General features: G+C 46.4%; 14 protein-coding genes. 5 read left to right on the top strand and 9 right to left on the bottom strand.

Going from position 1 to position 16,212, the window contains the following annotated elements:
* The first annotated feature begins 49 nt into the window (after positions 1 to 49).
* Together AB4111_RS25560 and AB4111_RS25565 are read left to right on the top strand one after the other, a co-directional pair.
* Positions 50 to 526, top strand: a complete 477-nt coding sequence (locus AB4111_RS25560; protein WP_442033728.1) for an RNA polymerase sigma factor — start codon at positions 50 to 52, stop codon at positions 524 to 526.
* Positions 527 to 746: 220 nt separating this feature from the next.
* Positions 747 to 3,533, top strand: a complete 2,787-nt coding sequence (locus AB4111_RS25565) for a DUF5689 domain-containing protein (protein ID WP_442033944.1) — start codon at positions 747 to 749, stop codon at positions 3,531 to 3,533.
* A gap of 1,109 nt (positions 3,534 to 4,642) precedes the next feature.
* Here the strand turns inward: AB4111_RS25565 and phnE (AB4111_RS25570) are convergent.
* The 4 genes from phnE (AB4111_RS25570) to AB4111_RS25585 form a co-directional block, all read right to left on the bottom strand.
* Positions 4,643 to 5,449: a phosphonate ABC transporter, permease protein PhnE gene (gene phnE, locus AB4111_RS25570; protein ID WP_442033729.1), complete on the bottom strand. Its 807-nt coding sequence runs from the start codon at positions 5,447 to 5,449 to the stop codon at positions 4,643 to 4,645.
* Positions 5,446 to 6,297, bottom strand: coding sequence for a phosphonate ABC transporter, permease protein PhnE (gene phnE / locus AB4111_RS25575; RefSeq protein WP_442033730.1), 852 nt, complete (start codon positions 6,295 to 6,297; stop codon positions 5,446 to 5,448). The genes phnE (AB4111_RS25570) and phnE (AB4111_RS25575) overlap by 4 nt, the downstream gene beginning before the upstream one ends.
* A complete protein-coding gene (gene phnC / locus AB4111_RS25580; protein WP_253430906.1) occupies positions 6,294 to 7,091 on the bottom strand; it encodes a phosphonate ABC transporter ATP-binding protein in 798 nt (265 codons plus the stop codon). The genes phnE (AB4111_RS25575) and phnC overlap by 4 nt, the downstream gene beginning before the upstream one ends.
* 178 nt (positions 7,092 to 7,269) lie before the next feature.
* Positions 7,270 to 8,265, bottom strand: coding sequence for a phosphate/phosphite/phosphonate ABC transporter substrate-binding protein (locus AB4111_RS25585; RefSeq protein WP_442033731.1), 996 nt, complete (start codon positions 8,263 to 8,265; stop codon positions 7,270 to 7,272).
* Positions 8,266 to 8,444: 179 nt separating this feature from the next.
* Here AB4111_RS25585 and AB4111_RS25590 point away from each other — a divergent pair, with 179 nt between their 5' ends.
* Positions 8,445 to 10,100 (top strand): bifunctional metallophosphatase/5'-nucleotidase, encoded by a 1,656-nt coding sequence (locus tag AB4111_RS25590; protein WP_442033732.1) that lies wholly within the window; start codon positions 8,445 to 8,447, stop codon positions 10,098 to 10,100.
* Positions 10,101 to 10,193: 93 nt separating this feature from the next.
* Here AB4111_RS25590 and AB4111_RS25595 read toward each other — a convergent pair whose 3' ends face one another.
* The 4 genes from AB4111_RS25595 to AB4111_RS25610 form a co-directional block, all read right to left on the bottom strand.
* A complete protein-coding gene (locus tag AB4111_RS25595; protein WP_442033733.1) occupies positions 10,194 to 10,508 on the bottom strand; it encodes a hypothetical protein in 315 nt (104 codons plus the stop codon).
* 122 nt (positions 10,509 to 10,630) lie between these two features.
* Positions 10,631 to 11,644 (bottom strand): Gfo/Idh/MocA family protein, encoded by a 1,014-nt coding sequence (locus AB4111_RS25600; protein ID WP_442033734.1) that lies wholly within the window; start codon positions 11,642 to 11,644, stop codon positions 10,631 to 10,633.
* Positions 11,645 to 11,707: 63 nt separating this feature from the next.
* A complete protein-coding gene (locus tag AB4111_RS25605; RefSeq protein WP_442033735.1) occupies positions 11,708 to 12,553 on the bottom strand; it encodes a sugar phosphate isomerase/epimerase family protein in 846 nt (281 codons plus the stop codon).
* Between the two features lie 50 nt (positions 12,554 to 12,603).
* Positions 12,604 to 13,245 carry a carbohydrate-binding family 9-like protein gene (locus AB4111_RS25610; protein WP_442033736.1) on the bottom strand — a complete coding sequence of 214 codons (642 nt, stop codon included), beginning with the start codon at positions 13,243 to 13,245 and terminating at the stop codon, positions 12,604 to 12,606.
* A 187-nt stretch (positions 13,246 to 13,432) separates the two neighbouring features.
* Here AB4111_RS25610 and AB4111_RS25615 point away from each other — a divergent pair, with 187 nt between their 5' ends.
* Positions 13,433 to 14,338: a helix-turn-helix domain-containing protein gene (locus tag AB4111_RS25615; RefSeq protein WP_442033737.1), complete on the top strand. Its 906-nt coding sequence runs from the start codon at positions 13,433 to 13,435 to the stop codon at positions 14,336 to 14,338.
* A 240-nt stretch (positions 14,339 to 14,578) separates the two neighbouring features.
* Entirely contained in the window at positions 14,579 to 14,995 is a 417-nt protein-coding gene (gene arr, locus AB4111_RS25620; RefSeq protein ID WP_442033738.1) for an NAD(+)--rifampin ADP-ribosyltransferase, read from the top strand.
* 59 nt (positions 14,996 to 15,054) lie between these two features.
* Here the strand turns inward: arr and AB4111_RS25625 are convergent, their stop codons facing one another.
* Positions 15,055 to 16,083, bottom strand: a complete 1,029-nt coding sequence (locus tag AB4111_RS25625) for a LacI family DNA-binding transcriptional regulator (RefSeq protein ID WP_307539485.1) — start codon at positions 16,081 to 16,083, stop codon at positions 15,055 to 15,057.
* Positions 16,084 to 16,212: the final 129 nt, after the last annotated feature.

Consider the following 16,212-nt stretch of genomic DNA (forward strand, 5'->3'; position numbering starts at 1 on the left):
ACCAGACCGGACCCAAGCCTGATCTGTATCCAAGGGGGATTCACATCATATGAACACTGCACAAATCAACGATGCTTATGTCAACTATAAATCAGAAATCACACGGTATCTATCCCATATCGTCAAACAGCCGCAAGACGCAGAAGATCTGGCTCAGGATTGTTTCATTCGACTGATGAATGTGACCGTGGATATTCCTGAAGATCGGCTTCTCTATTATCTCAAACGAATTGCCCGAAACCTTGCCATGGACAGTTTCCGCAGGCGAACCCGTACACTTAAACGTGACAGCCGTCTGGAGGCACCTACCCATCACCTCGATACACCCCACCTTGAAATTAATGAAGGTGTCAACGATCTGGTTTCCCATATCAACAACACGGAACACCGTAAAATATTAGAACTTCGCCTCATCCACGGATACTCCATTAAGGAAACGGCAGAGCTGGTGAATCGCAGTGAAGGCATGATTAAATCCTCTGTCTTCCATGCCGTCAATCGAATTCGGGCCAAAGTCATCTCATAGAGATGGCTTTTTATTTATGCAAAATCAACAGTGACGCCGGATGGGAGTGTTAAGACAGGATCGAAATACCTATCGATATGTCAAAAGACCCAATTTTACAAATATCGAGTTAATTTTTACAAATTGTTATGACTATGTGAGATTTTCATGTGGTAGAATATGGACGAACTCATGAATCAACTAATATTTGGGAGGGATTTGGTTGGGTAAATTAACAGGTATGCGAGGAGTATTTCTAAAATCACTCCTGGCATTGTCCATGGCTTTGCCGCTTCAGATCGGATTATGGAACGGAGATGCATCGGTTCATGCGGAAGGACCGACAGACCCGGCACCGTTCATCCAGGCGAAGGTTGTGAACCAAAATGCAGGTAAGAAAGTATTGTTCGACAACTCACACGGCCAGACGGCTGGAGCAGCAGACTGGGTCATCGATGGAGGTTTCTCTGACTTCGGGAATGCACTCGCGAATGACGGTTATTATGTCAAAGAACTTCGCAAGACGACTCCATTTACCTATGATGATCTGAAAGAGTATAACGTATTCGTTATTGCAGAGCCTCAAATTCCTTTCAAAACATCCGAACAAGCAGCACTCAAACAATATGTTGAAACAGGCGGCAGCATCTTCTTCGTTGGAGATCACTATAATGCCGACCGTAATAAAAACCGCTGGGATGGCTCTGAAGTCATCAACGGCTATCGTCGGGGAGCATTCGAAGATCCAGCCAAAGGCATGAGCACAGATGAGCGTAATTCTGAAGCAATGCAAAATATAACAAGCTCGGACTGGTTGTCCGATAACTTTGGCGTACGATTCCGCTATAACGCACTTGGCGATATCAATGCCAATATCGTTGTACCGGCAGATCAAGCCTTCGGCATCACAGAAGGCGTGTCGGCTGTAGCCATGCATGCCGGCTCAACACTCGCAATCACTGATCCGGAAAAAGCAAAAGGCATTGTGTACCTGCCAAAAACCAACGCAAAATGGAACAACGCAGTGGACCAAGGCGTATACAACGGCGGCGGGATCGAAGAAGGTCCTTACGTAGCCGTATCCAAGCTTGGCGCAGGTAAGGCTGCCTTCATCGGTGACTCCTCTCCAGTAGAAGATGCATCGCCTAAATACTTGCGTGAAGAGACTGGCACACGCAAAACAACTTATGACGGTTTCAAAGAGGTCGATGATGCCGTATTGCTCGTGAACACCGTGAACTGGCTTGCTACACAAGAGAACTACACGGACTTCACTCAAGTAAACGGACTTGAACTGGATACAGCTACAGCGCTGTTGCCATTCGAAGAGCCGGCTGCTTCTACAGAACCACAGGCTGAACCTTGGGCAGCACCTGCTGCCGGATACAAGTGGTACGATCGTTCCACGTTCAAGGCTGGTTCTTACGGCGGCCCTGCATCCAGCGCAAATGCTTCTTACAGCTTCGTGAAACAGGATACGCTTCCGAATGCAGAAGACTTCCAGATTCGTGTCGTTGTGGAGAACATGGCTCCAAACACAACCGTATCCGGTTATAGTGCTGGTATCTATCTGACTGGCGGAACACAGGTAGCCATGATTCAGAATGAAAGTGGTACTTGGCCGACATCGTACGGTTACAGCTCCACATTCAGTGTAACCTCGGATAGCCAAGGTCGCGGGATCAAAGATCTGAATGTACGTATCAAACCGGGTACAACTGGCGCTGCGAGCTTGCGTCTGCGTCTGAACGGCAGTAACCTGATCACCAATGCCGTGACTGTTGGCAATGTGCCAGCTGAACAGCTTCCGGAAGAAGAAGGACCGATTCCAGCAGCTATTACCGTTGCTGAAGCACGTACCAAAGCGGTTGGTACGACCGTAACTATCGAAGGTGTTGTGACGACAGAACCGGGTGCATTTGGTGGACAAGCCTTCTATCTTCAAGATGAAACTGCCGGAATCTACGTGTTCCAGCACACAAGCGGTTTCCATGCAGGTGACAAGGTGAAAGTAACGGCTGCAACAACTATCTATAACAGCGAGTTCGAGCTTACCGACATCGTTGCGATTGAGAAAACGGGTACGGCTTCCGTACCTGCTCCAATCGAAGTTACAGCCATTACAGATGCGAACCAAGGACAACTCGTTCAGTTGAAAAATGTAACCATTGAGAATATCATCAGTGCTACACCAGTTGGATCTTTTGAATTTGACGCAGTGGCAGCGGATGGGACAAGCACACACATCCGTGTAGACACCCGTACAGGTGTGACAGATACTTCCTTCCCTTATACTGCTGGGGACAAAATTGATATCACAGGCGTTTCTGCTATTTTCAAAGACGTATATCAATTGAAACCTAGAAGCTTGAATGATTTTGTACCTGCTGAAGATCAAGGTGGAGGCGAACAGCCTTCCACTCCAGCTGCAGAAGCGCCGGGTAAACCGGTGCTTTCTTCTGATAATGGATATACCACTGGCCTGTTCGAAGGTTCGTATAACGTAAGCATGAACCTCTGGTGGGGTGAAAATGGTTCCGAGTACAAACTGTATGAGAACGGTGTTCTGATTGATACGCAGAAGTTGACTGCGGCTTCTCCATCGGCTCAGTCCTCCAAAACGGCTATTACAGGCAAAACGAATGGCACGTATACTTACGTTGCCGAGCTGACTAATGACAAAGGTACAACACGCAGTGACGTACTGACCGTACAAGTAACGAACGCCTCCCCTGGCAAAGCGAACTTGTCCCAAAACAACTGGGATGGTGACGGCAACTACAACGTATCCATGAACCTCTGGTGGGGTACGAACGCGACCGAATACCGTCTCTATGAAAATGATGTGTTGATTGATACACAAGCATTAAAAGCTGCTACACCTGCTTCTCAAAGTGCTACAACGGAATTGTCGGGTCGCGCTAACGGAACATATACGTACCGTGCTGAGCTGATCAACGCCGCAGGCGTGACCAGCACCGAGACGATTACGGTTCAAGTAACCAAAGCGTTGCCTTTGGCTAGCTAATTCTCAATAAAGAAGCCTGACGTTTAACCATGCAACTAAAAAACCGAAACCAACATTGCCTGCTTCACAGGGCAATATGGTTTCGGTTTTTTAGTTGAGCAGAGGAACATCTGAATACTTTGAACTTTGACTTATACGGTACCAATTCACTCATGACGCTAAAGTGACTTGTTACTTATGAATCTCAGGGGCTGACGCTCTTGGGATCGCGGGCTTCTCGGCTCATTGACTCGCGCGCTTATGTATTGGGAATTTCACGTGATACCCTTACCCCTTAACGTCGCTAACGAATCTGACAGATCTTATTCAGCCATTTTGGCCGAATTCTAAGATCTAACGAACCTCAGTGTCGCTATGTAACTATATTCCCGCTCCTAGAGGGTTAATTCAGGTTAGACGCAACAAATAGCGTCACTACGATTCGTTAGAATGCCAGTGACGCCTTATGTTACCAAATAAGGACTCTCAAGTTCGTTAGACCAGCTCCTGCGACGCTACTTTGGTTACATATTGTTAATGCAATGCAGAGCGTGGGTTCATTTCAAACGTTCAGGCTCATATCCATTTCTCACAAATAGAATGCTGTTCCATAGAGCAAAACAAGCGGCCACAGCGATAACACTAATCATAATAATCAAATTCATGTGTGTAAATGTATAACTGCTTCCCGTGAAAATAATCAGGATTGCACTGAGTCCAATATTCTCTATATTATGCTTTTTAAACTTCTGAAAGAACATTCTGTAGAGTAACAGGAGCATGATAAACCCAATCCATATATAATAAAATATTTCCATAGGTCACCTTCCTTTTGAAAAACTGATTACTTGTAATGGTTATCTATGAGGAATATTGATTAATATCCTTAATTCCCTTTATATAGGAATCTATTAATACTACATGTAATTGGAAATTAATTCAATCCTCGGTCTGCATATTCTTTGAACATCCATATTGAATAATGATCAGCACGGCAATAAAACATTCTGTTGTTGATTTGCAGACACAAAAAAAGACTATCCCTAGCCATATTTCTGGCAGCGAATAGTCCTCTCTTCTTACTCTCTTCTTACTCTATCATCTAATATAATTCGCAGCTCCACATTAACTTACACCAGCTTCTTACGAATATACCCCGAGATCAAGTCGATTATTGTGATCATCACGATAATACCCAGCAGGATTATACCTACTCGCGGCCAGTTCCGTGTGCTAAGTGCAAAGATCAACGGGGTACCTATACCCCCTGCTCCGATTACCCCCAGTATGGTTGCGGAACGAACATTAATCTCGAAACGATACAACGTATAGTTCAGGAATCCAGGCATCACCTGCGGCAGGATGGCAAACCACAACTGCTGCATACGATTGGCTCCGGAGGCAAGCAGCGCCTCAGATGGGCCATAGTCGATATTCTCGACTTCATCGGCGTACAATTTACCTAACATGCCGATGGAGTGTAAACCAAGGGCGAGTACACCTGCGAACGATCCAGGACCTACTGCCTTAATGAACAACAAGGCCATGATAATCTCAGGGAACGTGCGGATAAAGCTGAGTACCATTTTACCTGCACCCGAGATGGAACGATGCCCACTCATATTACGGGCAGACCAGAAGGCAAACGGAATACAGAGTACAGCCGAGATCACGGTACCCAGCACGGAAATCGCCAGCGTATCCAGCAGTCCGCGCAGCAGGTCTTCTCCCTCAGGCAAATATACAAACGCCCAGTCCGGTGAGAAAATCCCAGCTACAATGGCCTTCATAATCTGGGCAGCGGTTTCCTTGAAACCAGTGAATGGTACACCGGCAAGAGCCCAGACATACACAAGGATCAGCAGTAACACAATGACCCAGCGAAGCGGGTTCTTCCGTGGTTTAGGCCGGATGCGGCTTGTTTCATTTTTCATCATAGCAATTTCTCCCGCAACTTAGTACTTACATAATCAATGATCAGGACGATGACGAGGGTAAACAGAATGATTACGCTGGTCTTGTCATACTCCAGGAATCCAAGTGTGGCCTCATAGTAGAGTCCAATTCCTCCGGCTCCTACCAGTCCAAGAATGGCAGCAGCACGTATATTAATTTCGAAGGCATACAGCACATAGGATGTGAACTGGGCTGCCAGTTGCGGCACCACGCCATATACAATGAGCTGAATCCGGTTCATACCAACAGCTGTCATCGCTTCCAGCGGCCCCTGATCAATGGTTTCCAGCGTCTCATAGGTCAACTTCGCAATCAGACCTACCGAGAACACAGCCAGTGCCAAGATTCCGGGGATGGGTCCCAGACCAAACACAGCGACAAACAAAGCAGCAAGCAGCAAATCCGGCACAGTCCGAATCAGGTTCAGCAGAAAGCGCGCCGGATAATAGATCCAGCGACTCGGCATCAGGTTACCTGCACAGATGATCGAGATCGGAATCGCAATAATGGCACCAATGGTTGTCCCAATCAAGGCCATTCGAATTGTTTCCAGCATGCCTTGCACGATATTATCAAAGTAACTCCACCGGGGTGGGAACATCTCCCTTAGCAGATCCAGCATATTGGGGAAACCTTCAAACAACTCCGTGAAACTGGCATCCGTCTGTTTGGCACTGGCCCACAGAAGGAGCAGAATGATCACTAAGGTGAGCAGATGTTTCGTACGCCCAGGCGGTTTCGGACGATTCACAACCTGAGCCGGGCTGGAACCAGGTTCCTTCCCCACTCCACCTGCATTCTGAAGTGGAACGTTGGACTGCCCCTTCATACCACAACTTCTCCCTGCTCATGCACAGCCTGCTTGTCCAGCAATTCATCAGCCAGAATCGGTCTGCCGTATATTTCTGCAAAGCGATCATCCGTTGCCTCTTCCACCGGGCCGTCGAATACAACCTCGCCTGCTCGCAATCCGACAATCCGGGTCGCATATTCTCTGGCCAGATCAATAAAGTGAAGGTTAACAATAGTCGTAATCCCAAGCTCCTGATTGATGCGTTTCAAGTCATCCATAACCTGCTTTGTTGTAAGCGGGTCTAGTGAAGCAACCGGTTCGTCGGCCAGAATGATTTTTGCTTCCTGTGCCAGTACACGGGCAATAGCCACACGCTGCTGTTGTCCACCCGACAGCTGATCTGCACGGGAATAGGCTTTCTCCGAGATATTTACGCGATCCAGAGCCCCAAATGCCAGTTCAATATCCTCTTTTGGAAAACGACCCAGAATGGTACGCATGGTGGAATGGTATCCAACCCGCCCAGCGAGCACGTTACGTAGTACACTGGACCGTTTCACCAGATTGAAACTCTGGAAGATCATGCCGATGTCACGTCTGATCATGCGTAGCCGTTTGCCTTGTGCCTTCGTGATGGAACTTCCGTTAATCAGAATCTCGCCCTCACTAATGTCGTGCAGTCGGTTAATGGAGCGTAGGAGCGTTGATTTACCTGCACCGGACAGGCCCACTACAGCAATGAACTCACCCTGCTTAAATTTTAGATTAATATTATCCAGGCCCTTGGTGCCGTTAGCGTAAGTTTTGGTAACGTTATGAAGCTCAATCATGGCAATAACCCTTCTTTCATTCATAATGATCAACCCTACCTAAGTGCTTGCTATAATGGCACAAGCCAGTGCAGCGTAGATCACGCTGAACTGGCCTGTCCATTGCTACGATTAAGCTGTTCCCATCCAAGAAAGCCACTACAAAGTGAACAGATCCTTAACTACTTTTGGATCAGAATTATTCACCTTTCACTTTTTCGCCATACTGACGAACGATCTCAAACTTGCTATCATCGGACTCTACATAACCTTCATGCGTATAGATTTCTTTGATGATTTGGTGACCTTCCGTATCTTTACCGATATCGATGAAGGCTTGTTTGATCTTCGCAGTCCAATCTGCATTCATGTCTGTACGAACGGCAATGGTATCGTTAGGAATAGGCTCAGTGAACGCCAGTACACGTGTATCTTCAAATACAGTCGGATAGTCTTTGGCTACCGTGTTGCGGGCATCTTGGAAAATCGCTGCTGCATCAACGTCACCGTTCAATACAGCGATAACACCTTGGTCATGACCTTTCAACGTTACAGGTGTTACATCTTTTAATGGATCAATTCCTCTGTCGAGCAACAGACCTGCTGGCCATACATAACCTGCGGAAGACGTTACGTTTTGGTAAGCGACTTTTTTACCTTTAAGGTCTTCGATGGATTGAATCGGCGAATCTTTTTTCACAATGAACATGGATTTATATGAATCTGCCAGTTGCTCTGTTGGAGCTCCAGTCTCATCATTTACACCAAAACGTTGTGCTTGCAGAATAACTTGTGCAGCGCCTTTTTCTTTAGCCAGTACATAAGCTGTCGGAGGCAAGAAACCTACGTCTACTTTGTTGGAAGCCATTGCTTCAATAATCGTGTTGTAGTCCGTGGATACGCTGACTTTTACCGGGATGCCCAGTTTGTCACCAAGCAGCTTCTCCAGCGGTTTCGCTTTGGCTTCAAGCGTGTCTGCATTCTGGGAAGGTACGAATTGAACCGTCAGTTCCGTTGGCACATAACCTTCGACTGGCTTCTCTGTCTCTGCCGTCGCCGTACCGGAAGCATTGGAACTCGTATTTTCCCCGTTAGCCGAACCAGTTGTACTACTAGACCCACAAGCACTCAGAAACAGAACCAAAATCAACAATGGTAAAAATAAAGCAGACTTCTTCAAACGAACACCCTCCAAAGAGTTTCTATTTTTCAGTACTTGTCTACTATAATTGCCAAATATTTGCGCGATGTGAAACGAAATTTGGAGTTTTGTAAAGTTTCCTGTCAGGCTGTCAGCGCGACTTGTATCTGTTAAAATAGGCTCATTATGGTTGAAGATATGGGAAGAACTTATATATTAGAGGAGATTGTAAAATGACATCCATACACCCTACGGCAAGCTTCGATATTCTGTATACCAGTGATCTGCACGGGGCGATTCGCCCCATTCATTACAATACCAATGCGTACCGCCCGGCCGGGCTTGCCTTGCTGGCTTCCCTGATTCGTAAGGAACGCGAACGTTCACCTGAACTGATGCTAGTGGATAATGGAGATCTACTGCAAGGATCACCCTTGGCCTCTTATGCAGCTTCGAAAGGAACTGCTGAGGGTCGCCATCCTTTTATTACTGTACTGAATGAACTCGGTTATGATGCTGCGGTAATGGGTAACCACGAGTTTAACTATGGTCAGGAGATGCTGCGCGGTGCTGTTGACTCTTCCAACTTCCCTTGGCTGTCAGCTAATATTGTTCATCTTGAGCACGACAGAGCCAATGGACCAGAACCTCGGACAGATCTTCCACCAGGTGCAGGTCTGCCAGCCTTCGGCCCTCCCTATCTGATCAAGACCCTCTCCTCCGGGGTCCGAATTGCACTCTTGGGTGCAACGACACACTACATCCCGAACTGGGAGCATCCGAAGAATATTGAAGGTCTACAGTTCCTTGATGCCTTGGAGAACATTCGTACATGGGTTGGCTATATTCGTGAACAGGAGCGACCAGATGTAATGGTTGTCAGTTATCATGGCGGGTTTGAGAGTGATCTGGAAACAGGAGAGCCTGCCGAACGGTTAACTGGAGAAAATCAAGGCTATGCCATCTGTCGGGACATCGAAGGCATCGATGTCCTGCTTACCGGACATCAGCATCGTCAGCTTACCGCTAATATTCATGGTGTTACCGTCATTCAGCCAGGATTTAGTGGAAATGGTGCGGGGCATGTATCCGTTCAATTGGAACAATCATCGGATGGCAAATGGAAGATTATAGATAAGAAGGCACGATTGTTGCTTCTGGATGAACATAATGAAGTTGAGCCTGATGCTACAGTTATGAAGCTTACAGACGAACTGGAAACTGAAGCACAAGCATGGCTGGATCAACCTATTGGCGAGGTAGCTGGGGATTTATCTATCACCAATGCTACATCCCTGCGACTCAAGGCACATCCTTTTATTGATTTTGTACATCAAGTGCAGATGGAAGCGACTGGAGCGCAGCTATCCAATACCGCCATGCTGAGTGAAGAAGCACAAGGATTCGGGAGTCACATCACTGTTCGAGACGTATTATCCAACTTCATCTACCCTAATGCACTGACCGTATTGGAGCTGAGTGGTCAGGATATCCGGGAGGCATTGGAACAAACGGCACGTTATTTTGAAGTAAATGCCTCTGGCGAGGTGGCAGTCAATCCGGCTTATATGGAACCGAAACCCCAGCATTATAATTACGATATGTGGGCTGGCATGGAATACGAGTTGGATATCTCCAAACCTGTAGGTAGTCGAGTTGTGAAGCTGGAACATGAAGGCAAGCCAATGGATATGGATGGCATGTACTCGGTAGTAATGAATAGTTACCGCGCTGCTGGCGGCGGGGATTATGCGATGTATCCGGGCAAAAAGGTACTGCATGAAGGCGCCACGGATATGGCTACATTGGTGGAAGATTACATCCGCAGACACCAACCGTTAACGGTGGAGCAGGCGAATAACTGGCAGGTTGTTGGCGGGCAGAATTAAGATGAGTTTCTCGAATGAGGCGACGAGTCATTACACTGATGCTTAAAAGGGGCGTCCCGTCATATTCATACAGGGACAGCCCCTTCTTCATTTTTACGATATGGTACTAGAAATAATTACAATGGTCACAAGTGGAACCAACCAAATTAAAAACAGATTAGCAGTCACAATGGCCCACTTGAATTTATAAACATGGTAGAAAATCCAGCAGACAAACGATGCTAACACACCGATTGGATACGTCGCTAACAGACTCGCAGTGATATCTTCCAACCAAACCTGTTCACTCGATTGACTGTTGGCATACGTATACAGACTCAACAACAGAAAAAATGGATACGGTAAAAGCGTAATCGCGTATACGCCATTGAAAAGAATAAGCCAATGTGCAACTTTTTGATTTTTCAAAACAGACGGCAGCCTCCCGGAAAAACAATCTCATCCCAGTATATCCACGTTGTGACATACCGTCATGGTTGTATTTTCCAGAAAATTAACGATATCAAGCTGTAGGACTTCTCAATCCGCTCCTACTTTACTGTAACCAATGTGCCGCGCTCATCTGCTGAACGTATCTCGGCTTCAATTAACTCAAGCGTGCCTGTTGCACTCTCTGGTGTACATACAGATACAGGCGTGCCGGCTTGAACAGACTGGATAAAATATTTGAGTTGGTGATAATATCCCGAGTCGGGTGACAGCTCAGCGACAAAGCCTGGAGCATGGTTCGGATTTACTTTCAGCTCACCATTCTCAAAGACCAGATTCCCCTGTTCCAAATTCACCCGATACGTCATTGAGAAACCATAGTCTCCCCCCAGCGTCCAGTCGGCTTGGGCATTCAGTACTTTTCCGTCAGGATACACATAATTGGTAGACACGGTATCATAGCCGCTTCCCGGAATAACATTACGAGCGAGCGTGGATACTTGATCCGGTTTGCCAAACACCCAGTGAATAATATCCGCATCATGGATGTGCATATCTAATATGCAGCCCCCGCTTTTCTCCCCATCCAGGAACCACTCTTGAGGCAAACCCGAACCGCGGAAGAAATAACCTGCATTGACCGCCCCGTAACGACCGTCTTCTACTACGGATTTCAGATAGCTATAGGCTGGCCAGAAGCGTAAACATTGCCCAATCATCAGTGTTTTGCCTGTCGCTTTGGCGGTTTCTGCCATCTTCCAGCCTTCCGCCGAATGGCGCGCAACCGGTTTCTCACACAGCACATGATAGCCTTTCTCCAGCAAGGAACATGTTAATTCAGCATGCAATGGTGTGGGCAGCGTAATATCAATGATATCTAGTTCCTCTTGCTCCAGCATCGCGTCGATATTGTCGTACAAACGATAAGGTGTGAGATCATATACCTCTTGCTCTGTTGCCATATTGCCGGCTGCTTTACCGTGCTTCAGTTCCTCTATTCTCAGATCGCAGATGGCTACCAATTCCACGGGTTCCCCTTCTGAGGCAAGGCGTACATAGTTGTCAAAATGCATACGTCCCATAAACCCAAAACCGATCAATCCTACTTTTAACATATTTCTACCTCCCATATCAAAATAGATTTATTACTCTCTAATAACCGTTGTTATCCGAATTTTTTACTGAGAACGTCCAAGAATGGCATCCATCGCTTTGGATGTATTAAATATGATCTGCTTCGAATGATGTGTGTAGGGCGGAATCATCTCCGCAGTTACGTAGTTGTCGTAACCAATAGCCTGTAATGCCTGCATCACCGCCGGATAATTCACATCTCCAGCCAGCAGATCCACAAATCCATGAAGCCCTCCCGCTTGACGGCGGTAATCCTTGAAGTGCACCTTCTTAATCCGATGACCCAGAATGCGAACCCACTGCTCCGGGTAACCATTCTGTACGACATTGCCCACATCGAAATACGAACCTATATACTCTGAGCCAAAAGAATCAATAAAGGCACGCAGTTCTAACGGTGATACCAAAAACTTGTTCCATACGTTCTCAATGCCAATGGATACGCCAGCACTTTTCGCATACGGCAGCAGGTGCGCAAGGGCTTCTTGTGCCCGTTCGTAAGCAACTTCATAATCCGTCACTTCGCTGTCTGGAATGAAATCCACACCAACCGCACCCGGAATGACCAGAATGGTATCCACACCGAATGCCGCGGCAAGTTCCAACTGTTTTTTACACACATCCAGTGCTTTCGTGCGAATCTCCGGGCGCGCGCTCGTCATCGGGTAATCCCAGTACAAGCCGGTTGCAAGTCCCGCGATTTCGAGTTCAGCTTCCTCCAGACGTCGCTGAATGTCACGAATCTCCTGATCTGTGGCAGACAGACTCAGTTCACCTTCTCCATTAAGCGATAGTTCAATCCCCTCAAAGCCAGCTTGCTTCGCCGTCTGAATACAATCCGAAATAGAGGCATCTCCTGGAAACGACCATATGTTAATCCCTTTTTTCATCCGAATACCCTCCTCCAAAATATACAAACCTGTTCTTCAGTGATGCACAGCTATCCCAATTGAAAATAACCAAACCGGGCAGGCAAATGAAAGTTTACAGCCCCCGTGGGCTGCCATGCCTGATACTCCCGATCTCCCTGTACATTCTCATCAATACGGTACACGTTGACCCTCCAGCACACCCCTTTAGTCAGGGGAAACTTGAAGTTACTCGCTGGAATATGGATCAGATACACCCGATGGCCCTGACGATCCACTTCTACAGACGTTTGCAACCCCTTCAGCTGCCAGGTTACATCTGCCTGGAATGCTGAACCTTCGTCGTTATTGTGAATGAGTGCATCAAATATCACGTTGTGCGGGCTGATCTCAAGTTCCATGTAGTTCCTGCCATCACCCTGTTCATCAATGAACAGTTCAACTACATCCTGCTCATACAATGGCTGATCCCTTTCCGTGAAATCAGATACGACGTGATCATCCTGGCATACAAAGCGAATATGCAAGTATTCGGGACTCCAGCCAAATCGAACTTCTGTAGATTGATGAGGTGGTCTGCCTGTTACCGTGTCCACCAGTTCCACTGGAACACATCGCTCCCAATCCGCAGCCGTGGGAGATCCATTCTGTGCAACGGACCTGAGTCGTTCGCAGCAATAACTCGTGCTCCGTTCCACCGGGAGAGAGTTCATGTCCATCCTCTCCTTTTTTAGCTTAATCCGTGATGTTGTCTCTCTCGTAAGAACATGTGATAATACATATATTATAAATAAATTATGTGATTATTTATTTAGGAGATAAAGAGATTATTTGCACAATTCCGTTCAGTTTTAATTCGATCTATTTGGCCCAATCTCATTGAAAAAGGAGATGGAACTTATGTCTCTGCAACAAGCGATATATCCTCTGCAACGAATCGTCACTTACAAGGAATGGTCCCCCAACGTGCATTATGCTCAATTCCAGAGCCTTCCTCCCGGCAAGCTGGCAAAGCGTCGTTTGTATGATTTTGAACTTCTGTACGTCTCTCAAGGCGAAGCTGCAACTTATATGAACGATAAACACTATGTTCTGAAGGCAGGTCAGCTAATCTTGCTGCCTGCCGGTGTCTATCATCAGAATGAGGTGGTTTCCAGCCCGGAAGCACGTTTCATTGGTATTCATTTTGATTTCTTCAACGAATTGACCATTCAGACCGAGGCCGATATGGTTGTGAACGAAGAGACTGTTCTGCATCATAAATTCGCAGTGGAAGCTTGCGCAGAAGGCATGACGCCGCTATCCTTCAACCCGACCTATACCCCTTCTCCAGCTACCGTGCAGCTTATGGAGCAATTAGTTCATGAATTTACGATGCGCCCACCGGGATATGAACTGGTATGCAAAGCCTTGATGCTTCAGATATTGACCCATCTGCTGCGTTCATCCTGGCGAAGCTCCCCACGCCATGATTCGGTACACGGAGAGAAGCTGCTTGAAGTCATGAAACATATAGAGGCCGCTCCTTCCAATCCGTGGACCAATTCGGGCATCGCCAAACAATTAAACCTGAGTGTGGATCACATGGCCAAATTGTTCAAACAGATTGCGGGCATGCCGCCCAATGAATACATTCAATCCATCCGTCTAAGCGAGGCACGTAAGTTGCTGCGGGAAACCGATCATTCCATTGAGACGGTCGGTGTACAAAGCGGTTACCCGGACATTCATTATTTCAGCCGCATGTTCCGCAAATATGAAGGCATTTCCCCCCGGGAATACCGAAAGTTGTCCAGAATGCTATAAAAAAGGAGCAGACTGCCAATGTGCAGTCTGCTCCTTGCTTTTTGAAATATCGTTTAAGACAAATAGTTCATTTTTCCGTGCCAAACCATACCCTTTAATTCAGCCTATATAGGTAATTTCCGCTCAATATCATTCTCTCTACTTCTATTGTAACGTTATTTTCATGTTTTTTATAGACTGTTTTTTTGGCGATTCCTACACTATACTGCTAAATACAAATCTAAAAAGAGGTGCATCCGTATGAATGACCCAAAAAATGTCTTAGATCATGGACCCTTTTTTCATGGTACTAAAGCAGAACTGAACATTGGAGATTTATTAGAACCGCAATACTTATCCAACTACCAAGATAAAAAATCTAACCACATTTATTTTACGGGAACATTAAATGCTGCCAAGTGGGGTGCTGAGTTAGCAAAAACGAATGCCAGAGAAAGAATCTACATTGTAGAACCATTAGGAGATTTTGAAAATGATCCTAACTTAACGGATAAAAGATTCCCCGGCAACCCAACACGCTCATATCGATCTAAATCACCTCTAAAAATAGTAGCGGAATTAGCTTCCTGGGAAAGACACTCCGATGAAGAGATTAATCATATGCTCACCTCTTTAAAGAAATTAAGTGAAGAAGGGAAAAATGTGATCTACGATTAATCTCTTAAACCAAAAGTCCCCTTCGTCCAACTTGGACAAGGGAACTCTTGGGTTGAAAGCTATTCTATTTTGCCATTGGAAGATTGGCGGAATATGCAGCGGTATGGGACGATCATTTTGACAGCAACTTCATACTGATGATCTAGGTAATCGAGCAACTGCTTAACCGCAAACATGCCCATCTCCAACTTGGGTACATGAATGGTCGATAATGGCGGAGAGGTGAATTCGGATATTTCAATATTATCCACCCCAAAAAAGGCGATATCCTCCGGGATGCGGAGTCCCTGTTCTGTTGCAGCGCGCATGGCTGCAATGGCCATCATATCACTGGCGGCAAAAATGGCTGTAGGTCTATTCGCATTATTGGTAAATGCCTGCTTGGTCAATTCATAACTCAGCGAAACATCCCATTTCACATCAATAACCCAGTGATCATCAATCGTTAATCCCGCACCATTCATCGCACGTTGGTAACCAAGGAAACGTTTTTCCTCACGAAAATCATTCTTGTACTCCGCACCGCCAATGTAGGCAATGATCCGATGTCCTTGCTCAATCAGATGATTCGTGGCCTCTCTCGCCGCCTCTTCACGGTCATAACCAACGACTGGAATGTCCGGGTCCGTAATGTCCACTCCAACAACAGTCCGTACATTGGCTTTGAGCCAGCGATAAGCTTCCGGGTCAATTCGTTCCACTACAATCATGCCATCAATCCGATGTTCCTTCACCAGAGATTGCAATTGTACGGTATCTCCATCGTTCTCGATGCTATACACAAATTCCAGCCGCATGCCCGCTTCAGCAAGCTGCTTCTCAATACCTTCCATAATGACTGAAAAATAAGGACTGTTGTATTTGTTCTGCGGAATGGCGACCACACAACCAATTGCATAAGCTGTTTTAGGTTCAATCTTCTTTTTCTTGGCCGGACGCTGTGAGCGATAACCCAGCTCCTCAGCGGTGTCCCAGATCTTTTTGCGGGTTTCATCGCTGACCGATCGATTGACATCGTTCTTCATCACGCGCGAAACGGTAGAGATCGATACACCAACCCGGTCTGCAATATCCTTCAATTTTGCCATGTGAAGTCCCCACCTTTCCTCTAACTATGTATTTAAACCCCATTCGTATTGGGGCAATTCCATCTCTGAAAACACAAATTTGCGGCAAATATAATTCTATATTTCTACTGACCAGAAGTCAATGAAATG

Origin of the sequence: Paenibacillus sp. 2KB_22 (assembly GCF_052115745.1) — a bacterium.
GTDB lineage: Bacteria > Bacillota > Bacilli > Paenibacillales > Paenibacillaceae > Paenibacillus.

What these genes read in the sequence shown, in the direction of transcription:
- AB4111_RS25560 (WP_442033728.1), top strand. Translation starts at nt 50, where the DNA reads ATGAACACTGCACAAATCAACGATGCTTATGTCAACTATAAATCAGAA.
- AB4111_RS25565 (WP_442033944.1), top strand. Translation starts at nt 747, where the DNA reads ATGCGAGGAGTATTTCTAAAATCACTCCTGGCATTGTCCATGGCTTTG.
- phnE (WP_442033729.1), bottom strand. Translation starts at nt 5,449, where the DNA reads ATGATGAAAAATGAAACAAGCCGCATCCGGCCTAAACCACGGAAGAAC.
- phnE (WP_442033730.1), bottom strand. Translation starts at nt 6,297, where the DNA reads ATGAAGGGGCAGTCCAACGTTCCACTTCAGAATGCAGGTGGAGTGGGG.
- phnC (WP_253430906.1), bottom strand. Translation starts at nt 7,091, where the DNA reads ATGATTGAGCTTCATAACGTTACCAAAACTTACGCTAACGGCACCAAG.
- AB4111_RS25590 (WP_442033732.1), top strand. Translation starts at nt 8,445, where the DNA reads ATGACATCCATACACCCTACGGCAAGCTTCGATATTCTGTATACCAGT.
- AB4111_RS25600 (WP_442033734.1), bottom strand. Translation starts at nt 11,644, where the DNA reads ATGTTAAAAGTAGGATTGATCGGTTTTGGGTTTATGGGACGTATGCAT.
- AB4111_RS25605 (WP_442033735.1), bottom strand. Translation starts at nt 12,553, where the DNA reads ATGAAAAAAGGGATTAACATATGGTCGTTTCCAGGAGATGCCTCTATT.
- AB4111_RS25610 (WP_442033736.1), bottom strand. Translation starts at nt 13,245, where the DNA reads ATGAACTCTCTCCCGGTGGAACGGAGCACGAGTTATTGCTGCGAACGA.
- AB4111_RS25615 (WP_442033737.1), top strand. Translation starts at nt 13,433, where the DNA reads ATGTCTCTGCAACAAGCGATATATCCTCTGCAACGAATCGTCACTTAC.
- arr (WP_442033738.1), top strand. Translation starts at nt 14,579, where the DNA reads ATGAATGACCCAAAAAATGTCTTAGATCATGGACCCTTTTTTCATGGT.
- AB4111_RS25625 (WP_307539485.1), bottom strand. Translation starts at nt 16,083, where the DNA reads ATGGCAAAATTGAAGGATATTGCAGACCGGGTTGGTGTATCGATCTCT.